The sequence below is a fragment of the Streptomyces sp. NPDC048696 genome, from assembly GCF_043198895.1.
Taxonomy (GTDB): domain Bacteria; phylum Actinomycetota; class Actinomycetes; order Streptomycetales; family Streptomycetaceae; genus Streptomyces.
Genome location: NZ_JBICVJ010000036.1, coordinates 1 through 7,117, shown reverse-complemented (window position 1 = coordinate 7,117; position 7,117 = coordinate 1). Strand labels below are relative to the sequence as shown.

At 67.4% G+C, this 7,117-nt stretch carries 6 protein-coding genes and 2 pseudogenes; 4 read left to right on the top strand and 4 right to left on the bottom strand.

Going from position 1 to position 7,117, the window contains the following annotated elements; all coding sequences use genetic code 11:
- Positions 1-93: 93 nt before the first annotated feature.
- Positions 94-847 (bottom strand): annotated as a pseudogene (locus ACGFRG_RS36350) (IS5 family transposase); the annotation flags it as partial.
- Positions 848-961: 114 nt separating this feature from the next.
- Positions 962-1,516, bottom strand: coding sequence for a TetR/AcrR family transcriptional regulator (locus tag ACGFRG_RS36345; RefSeq protein WP_393271036.1), 555 nt, complete (start codon positions 1,514-1,516; stop codon positions 962-964).
- Positions 1,517-1,900: 384 nt separating this feature from the next.
- On the opposite strand from ACGFRG_RS36345, the gene ACGFRG_RS36340 reads away from it, so the two are divergent.
- Positions 1,901-2,605: a hypothetical protein gene (locus ACGFRG_RS36340; RefSeq protein WP_393271033.1), complete on the top strand. Its 705-nt coding sequence runs from the start codon at positions 1,901-1,903 to the stop codon at positions 2,603-2,605.
- 240 nt (positions 2,606-2,845) lie between these two features.
- On the opposite strand, the gene ACGFRG_RS36335 is transcribed toward ACGFRG_RS36340, so the two are convergent.
- Positions 2,846-3,478, bottom strand: a complete 633-nt coding sequence (locus ACGFRG_RS36335; RefSeq protein WP_393271030.1) for a hypothetical protein — start codon at positions 3,476-3,478, stop codon at positions 2,846-2,848.
- 232 nt (positions 3,479-3,710) lie between these two features.
- On the opposite strand from ACGFRG_RS36335, the pseudogene istA reads away from it, so the two are divergent.
- From istA to ACGFRG_RS36320, 3 genes and pseudogenes are all read left to right on the top strand, one after another.
- Positions 3,711-5,126, top strand: a pseudogene (istA, locus tag ACGFRG_RS36330) (IS21 family transposase).
- Entirely contained in the window at positions 5,123-5,893 is a 771-nt protein-coding gene (gene istB / locus ACGFRG_RS36325) for an IS21-like element helper ATPase IstB (RefSeq protein ID WP_393271027.1), read from the top strand. Before istA ends, istB begins: the two are co-directional and overlap by 4 nt.
- The gene (locus tag ACGFRG_RS36320; protein WP_393271024.1) at positions 5,871-6,119 is read left to right on the top strand and encodes a hypothetical protein; all 249 of its coding nucleotides are present in this window, start codon (positions 5,871-5,873) and stop codon (positions 6,117-6,119) included. The genes istB and ACGFRG_RS36320 overlap by 23 nt, the downstream gene beginning before the upstream one ends.
- Positions 6,120-6,347: 228 nt before the next feature.
- Here ACGFRG_RS36320 and ACGFRG_RS36315 read toward each other — a convergent pair whose 3' ends face one another.
- The gene (locus ACGFRG_RS36315; RefSeq protein WP_393271021.1) at positions 6,348-6,593 is read right to left on the bottom strand and encodes a hypothetical protein; all 246 of its coding nucleotides are present in this window, start codon (positions 6,591-6,593) and stop codon (positions 6,348-6,350) included.
- Positions 6,594-7,117: the final 524 nt, after the last annotated feature.

The window sequence follows — 7,117 nt, the reverse complement described above, 5'->3', positions numbered from 1 at the left end:
CGGTGCCCGGAGACGGGCACGCCGGGTTCGGGAGGCGGCTCGGGGAAACCCACTGATGGAAACACCAGCAGGGCGCCCCGAGTCGACCTCACCGATGCCGCGCCACTGCTTGAGACGGTTGAAGCACCGTTCCACGACATTGCGCCGTTGTAGAGCTCTTTGTCGAAGCGGGGCGGGCGTCCGCCCCGGCTGCCACGCCGGGCCCGGTTGCGCACTTGGTCTGCCCGCTCGGGAATGGTGTGGCCGATACCGCGGCGCCGCAGCCAGGTCCGGATCGCCTTCGAGCTGTAGCCCTTGTCGCCCAGCACATGGGCGGGCCGCACCCGGGGCCGTCCCGGGCCGAGCCGGGGCACCCGTATCGCCTCCATCACGGCGGTGAACTGAATGCAGTCGTTGGTGTTCCCGCCCGTGAGGGTGAAGGCGAGCGGCCGGCCGAACCCGTCGCAGGCCAGGTGGATCTTGCTGGTCAGGCCACCCCGCGAACGTCCGAGCGCGGGCCCGTGAAGCCCCCTTTTCGGGCCCCGGCGGCATGCTGGTGAGCGCGCACGATGGTGGAATCCACTGACACCAGCCAGTCGATGTCACCCGCCACGTCGGCTTTCGCCTGCGCGGCTTGGAGCATCCGCTCGAAGGTGCCGTCCTTGGCCCACCGGCGGAACCGGGTGTGCTTGGCCCACGACCCGTACCGCTCGGGAACATCCCGCCAGGCCACCCCGGTGCGGAACTTCCACACGATCCCGTTGAGGACCCTCCGGTCGTCCAACCGCCTCCGGCCCCGCAAGGAGGCCGGCAGCAGCGGGCGGACAAACTCCCACTCGGCATCGGACAGTTCATGACGACGTATCACCCAACCATGATCCACCACTGAAGATCGTCATTTGACGACAGGGCCTAGGGCCTGTCCGACGGGTTCGGCCGAGGGAGACCGATCCCGGTCAACCAGCCTACTGGCACCGGAAACTCAGGATCCGACTTCCGGGGCGAAGATCCGGTCCAGGTGGTAATTGAGCGTGCGCAGAACATCGGCGGCGGTGCGGCGGCCGTGCAGCATGTCACTGCCCAGGCCCACCGCTCCGGACACCAGCAGGTCGGCCTCGTGGCGCGCGTCGAGGCCGGGGCAGCAGCCGCCGTCGGCCTGCCCCTGCCCGATGATGCCCGCGACCAGGTCCTCCAGCGGGTGCTCGGCGCTGAGGAAGACCGCCGCGAGCGCAGGATCGGTGAGACTCCGGGCGTAGTACGCCGCGAACACCCGCAGCGCGAGGCGCCGTTCGGCGTCCAGCGGCTGGAACTCCTCCAGGACCGCCGCGAGCAGGGCCCGGGCATCGCCTGGGTCGTGGCCGACGCGCTCCCGGGCCCGCCGCTCGTTGTCCTGGTGCAGCAGCTCCAGTGCGGCAACCAGGAGTTGGTGCTTGCTCCCGAAGTGGTATTGCACCGAGCGCAGGGAGACACCGGCCTCTGTCGCGATCTCCCGCATGCTCGCCTCATGAAGCCCCCGCCCCGCTGCGATCCGCCACACCGCCTCGGCGATCTCCCGCCGACGCCCTTCCCTGACAGCCGGTACCTCGGGCGCCACTGGCTCCGGCAGCGGCGGCTGCCTGCGCCTCCGGTAGGCCCGCGCCTGACAGCTCCGCGAGCAGTACACGGCCGGTCGGCCCCGCCCCGCCGGGGCCGCCAGGACCTCGACGCCGTCACCGCCGGCCTCACCCTCGAATGGAACTCCGGCATCGTCGAGGGCAACGTGAACCGAGTGAAAACGCTCAAGCGGGCTATGTACGGCCGAGCCTCGTTCGAACTTCTCCGGACCCGCATCCTGACTCAGCTTGAGGGGTAGACACGAAGCGCCACCTGCCTGCCCGCAGGCAGGTGCACAGGCGCAATGGGGGTGGGGCAGGTGCGACGGGTGGTCAATCTGCAATCTATTGAGCAGAAGTTATTGCTGCTCGCTCTCCTGTTCGTGATTGGCGGGTCGATCGTCGCGAACCTCTTCGCGTGGGACGTGAAGTGGCAGATACCGCTCATCTATGCAGTGCTCTATGTCCTGTTATCAGTCGTCATTGAGATCCGTGATCGTCAGGCCCCTACAGCTTCCACGCACTACCGCACGAGTGACGAATTCTTCCTGTCGTTCGCCCGTCTCGTGCGCACCGCCGAGCGTCATGTCTACACGAGCTACGTGCGCAACACGCCCCCGCCGAGTTTCCAATCCCCGGCCGCACAGCAGTACTTCAGGGCCGCGGCCGACTGGACTCGGCGCAACCCCGGCGCGTCATTCCACCGCATCATCGGCGTCCCTGCCCAGGAGCCCGGCAAGAGCGCCATGCGCCTGTGGCTGCGAGAGCACTACGAAGAGATGCACGATCTTGCCAACTACCACGCCCGAGTCGTGACCACCAACAGCGGTGTCGACGCGGTCAATATGGCAATCATTGACGACACCGCGGTCCTGTTGCTCCTGACCGCGGATGGATCTTTCATGAGCGGACACAGCCTGGAGACGACTGAAGCCGTCAATTCCTTCAGGGACTACTACAGGTCTTGGTGGGCATCAGCGGAGCCTCTGGAAACCTACGCGCAGCGCACCGACCTCGTGGCTCCCGACCACTGAGCTTCACGGAACTGCGGACAGAGCCAAATCCAGGAATCCTCATCACCAGGAAGGCGTTTCGGGCGAAACGCCTTCTGGACTCCCGTTCGACCCCGGCGCCCAGGGCAGCAGCAACAAGGCGGCGAGCGGGCAGTACCGCCGCGCGCCTGTCTGCGGGCGCCGAACCTCGTACGGATCCGTACAGGGTGGGTGCTGTTAAGAATCTTGGCAGGTGGGGCGGGGTAGCGGTGAAGCGGCTTTTCATGCGTCGCGCAGGCGTTGCCAGGTCTGTTGCGGGTCGTCCTGGTGGAAGCAGTGGAAGTGGAGCGACACGCTCCCGTCTGGACCTGCCAGGGTGGCCAGTGCCAGGTCCGGGTCGGCAACCATTCTGGGTTCCTCGCGCTGCTCCCCGTACGTGATGACGGCGAGCGCGACGCCCCTGCCCCCGTACAGCACCCAGGTCGCCCCTCCCACGATGGAGGCCAGGGGGTAGCGGTCGCGGCCACGGGTGACCGCGTCGACGGCCTCGCCGATCGTCATGTTCCCGGGCACGGTACGGCTCTCGGCGATGGTGTGGCCCGGGAAGTCGTCGTCGCCCGCGTGGACGCGGTCACGGTCGAGGTGCAGCGTGATCGGCGTACGGTCCATCAGGGCTTCGACGACGCACAGCCGTATCCAGGGGAGGTCGACGACGTTGTAGGTCAGGCAGATCGGTGCGCCCTGGAGGGAGAGGATCTGCCGGGCGTGGTCGCGTCCGGCGAACTGGGTGGAGCCCCCGCCCCAGGGGTCCTTGGCGAGGGATGCCTCGATCCGCGCCAGGGCGGCGCGCTGCTCGCCGTCGAGGCGGGCGATCACCTCTATGAGGTCCCGGGTGTAGGTCACGATGTAGTTCACCGCGTCACCCTATCTGTCGAGAACCGGTGATTCTGATCAGTGGAGGTGTCCGCGAACTGCTGGTTGTTCAGCTGTATTGGGCGGTACTGAGGCTTTTCTCGTTCAGCGAGCTGTCGGTGTATGTGTGAACGTCCCCGCCCTCGTACGGATGAACGTGGCCGGTTGACGTCGCGGTGATGTTGTTTTTGGGGTGACTCTCTTGTTCAGGCGCGGGGGAGGGGAGGTCCCTCTGATGGTTCTGGATCCCTATCGCTGGGCGGAACTGCGGCGTTTTCGTGGGTTGTTGGCTGCCGGGGTGATGAGTGGGTCGGAGGTCGCCCGGGTGACCGGGCTGGATCGTAAGACGGTACGGAAGTATCTGGCCGCGCCCGGTCCTGTGCTTCCGCTGTCGCGATTGCCGAGCGGGCGGTCCCGGCGACGGTTGATCGACCCGTTTGCGCCGCTGGTCGATGCCATGCTGCGGGCCGAGCCGGCGATGAAGTCGTCGGTGATCCATGAACGGCTGGTTCAGGATTACGGGTTCACCGGCTCGTATCAGCGGGTCAAGGTCTACGCCTGTGATGCCCGGGCGCGTATCGCGGGCGAATTGGGCTTGGAGCCGGGGGAGTTGGCGGGGATGCACCGCCGGTTCGAGGTGGTCCCGGGTGCCCAGGCCCAGGCCGACTGGGGCGACGAGGGCCGGATCCTGGCTCATGTGGGTATCGCGAAGGTACTCGTTCCACATGACCTTGTCCTACTCCCGGGATCCGTTTTGCTGTTTCACCACCGGTCAGGACATGCGGACGTTCTTCGACTGCCACCACCGGGCGTTCGCGCATTTCGGTGGGGTTCCGATGACGGTGGTCTACGACCGGACCAAGACGGTGGTGCGCAGGCATGTCGCTCCCGGTGAAGCGGTCCCGATCCATCCGGAGGCGGCCGGGTTCGCCGGGCATTACGACTTCAACATCGATGTGCTGGCCGCCCACCGGCCCACCGGGAAGGGGGAGTGGAGCGGCAGGTCCTCATCGTCCGTGACCATGTCCTGTCCGGCCGCTTCTTCTCCTCGCTCGCGGAGTTGGACGCCGCGTTCGTCTCCTGGGTGCCGCGGCGGCGGGCCCAGCGCCACCGCACCCACCAGGAATTGATTGGTGAGCGGGCGGCGCGGGACCGTGCCGCGCTCAAGGCTCTGCCGCCGTCGACCTACGTGGTCGCCGAACGGCGTCTGCGGCCGGTGGGCAAGGACTGCCTGGTCGCGTTCGACGGGAATCTGTATTCGGTTCCGGCCAGTAAGGTCCGCCCCCGGCAACTGGTGGAGGTCCGCGCGACGAAGTTCCGCGTCATGCTGCACGCCACACACCCGGATGCCGCCGGTGTCACCCTGCTGGCCGCCCACGCGCGTGCGCCCGGCCACGGTGTCTGGGTTGTCGACGAGCGGCACTGGGACGGACTGCCCACCGGTCAAGGGCGCCGCACCACGAGCGGCGAGGCACCTGCGGCACGCCGTACTTCGCTTGGGCCGCGGCAGCAGGTTCGCACACTCAAGGACCTTCTAAACCAGTCCCCGGCCGCCGGCATCGAGGTCGGTCGCCGGCCACTGGCGGTCTATGAAGAGCTGACCAAGACCGGCTCGTCCAGTCAGCCGCCGAACCCGCGGGAGCCGTCGTGAGTGAGCTGACCGGTAGCCGCATCCGTGCTACCGCTGCCCGCCTGAACCTGCCGCATCTTGCCGAGGCGCTGACCGACTACATCCGCCGGGCGGACGAAGGGAAGCTCGGCTACCTGGACCTGATGGACTTGGTGCTGTCGGAGGAACTCGCCATCCGCGATGACCGCCGATACCGGCAGGGCCTGAGGCTGTCGCGGTTGCCGCACCACAAGACTCTCGAGGACTACGACTTCGCCTTCCAGCCCGAACTCGAACCGCGCAAGGTCAAAGACCTGGCCACGCTGGCGTTCGTGGAGGCGAAGGCGAATGCCGCCCTGCTGGGGCCGCCCGGGGTCGGCAAGACCCACATCGCCGTCGCCCTGGCGGTAGCGGCCTGCCGGGCCGGCTACTCGATCTACTTCACCACCCTCGACGACATGGTCCGCAACCTCAAGGTCGCCGAGACGGCAGGACGGCTGGTCACCAAGCTCGCCAGCTACGTGCGGCCCAGCGTCCTGGTCGTCGACGAGGTCGGGTACCAGCCTTTGGAGCGGGCCGAGGCGCACCTGGTGTTCCAGGTCATCTCCAAGCGGTACGAGAAGGGCTCGATCATCCTGACCTCGAACAAGTCCTTCGGGGAATGGGGGCAGGTCTTCGGTGACGAGGTCTTGGCCACGGCGATCCTCGACCGGCTCCTGCACCACTGCGACGTGATCTCCATCAACGGCCCCAGCTACCGGCTGAAGAACCGCCTCCAGGCCCTCGATGGCGAGCCCGGCACGGAGTGACCTGGGGACGTTCATCCGTACGCATGTGGGGAATTGCGCCCGTACCCCGATAGCCTGGCCCGAACAGTTCTGCCAGGGCGCCACCTGGCCGTGGCAGGCGATCGCGTACGCCGGGAACGCCTCCATCCCGGGGATCACGCTCACGGACGAGCAGGCCGCCGTGCCTGGGCACGCGATCCCCGCGCCCGCCGGAGATCCCGACCTGGAGCAGCACGAGGCATCCTGAGCCGCTGTGTGCCCCTCTCCCGCACTTTCGCCCCGCCCCGGCCTTCCGGCGGGGCGACACGTGATAGCGCGTCAGATCGCCGTACAGCGCCTCGCGTTGGCGGGCGGGGTGTTCTTGGACCTGGGTCCGCTGTGGCCGGAGGCTCGCGCGCGAAACGCGGGCACGCGTGTACGGGCGCACCCGTGCACGCGACGTACAGCGGCCTGGGCGGCACGGCGGTATGGCAGTTCATGGGCGCCGGTTGGCGAGGCAGACGAACCCGACGATGGCGCCGCCGATGGCGAACAGGGCGCCGACGGCCTGGAGGGCTGGGACGGCCGCGGGGTGTTCGAGCAGGACGTAGAAGGCGAGGAGCCCGGCGAGGGCGAGGACCAGACGCCGCAGCGAGGCATCTGCCGGGGCCGACCCCGGTCCCGGCGGCGGGGTGACGGGCACGGTCGGGGGCTGGGCGGGCATGGTCGGGTCGGTGGTCATGGTGTGTTCTATCGGTGGGGTGGCTGGTGGAACGGTGGAAACACTCGTGGTGGATGGCGGCTCGCTCAAGAGCTCGCGTTACCCCCTTGCCGACTGAGCACTTGAGTCGACAGATGAGCGCTTGCGGTGGCTGCCGGTCGCTCGGTTGGCCCGGCTGGCCTGACGTCGGGTGTGCAGCGAGTTTCTAAGAACCTCTTGCGCACCTGAATTCGGTTGTGGGAGAGCGGTGTTCTTCAATTGAATAGGGTGCGGGAATCCGGAGGGCCAACCCGGTTATTGAGAGCCAGTACTGACGAAGTGTCAGAAGGCCCTTTGGGGAGGTCGAAAAACAAGCCGCACCAATCCCGCAGCCAGACAAAGGAATTCGCGAAGCGAATTCCGCCAGGCCGAATCGCGGAGCGATTCGGCCTCTGCCAACGGAGTTGGCAGCAATTCCGGCTTCGCCGGAATTAGCAGCGCGAAGCGCTGCATTCCTTTCCGTCGCGTAGCGACGGCGCGTCGTGTCTGCGGAGCAGACCGCGCGC

Coding starts and splice junctions, on each gene's coding strand:
- ACGFRG_RS36320 (WP_393271024.1), top strand. CDS start 5,871: ATGGCGAGCCCGGCACGGAGTGACCTGGGGACGTTCATCCGTACGCAT.
- ACGFRG_RS36315 (WP_393271021.1), bottom strand. CDS start 6,593: ATGACCACCGACCCGACCATGCCCGCCCAGCCCCCGACCGTGCCCGTC.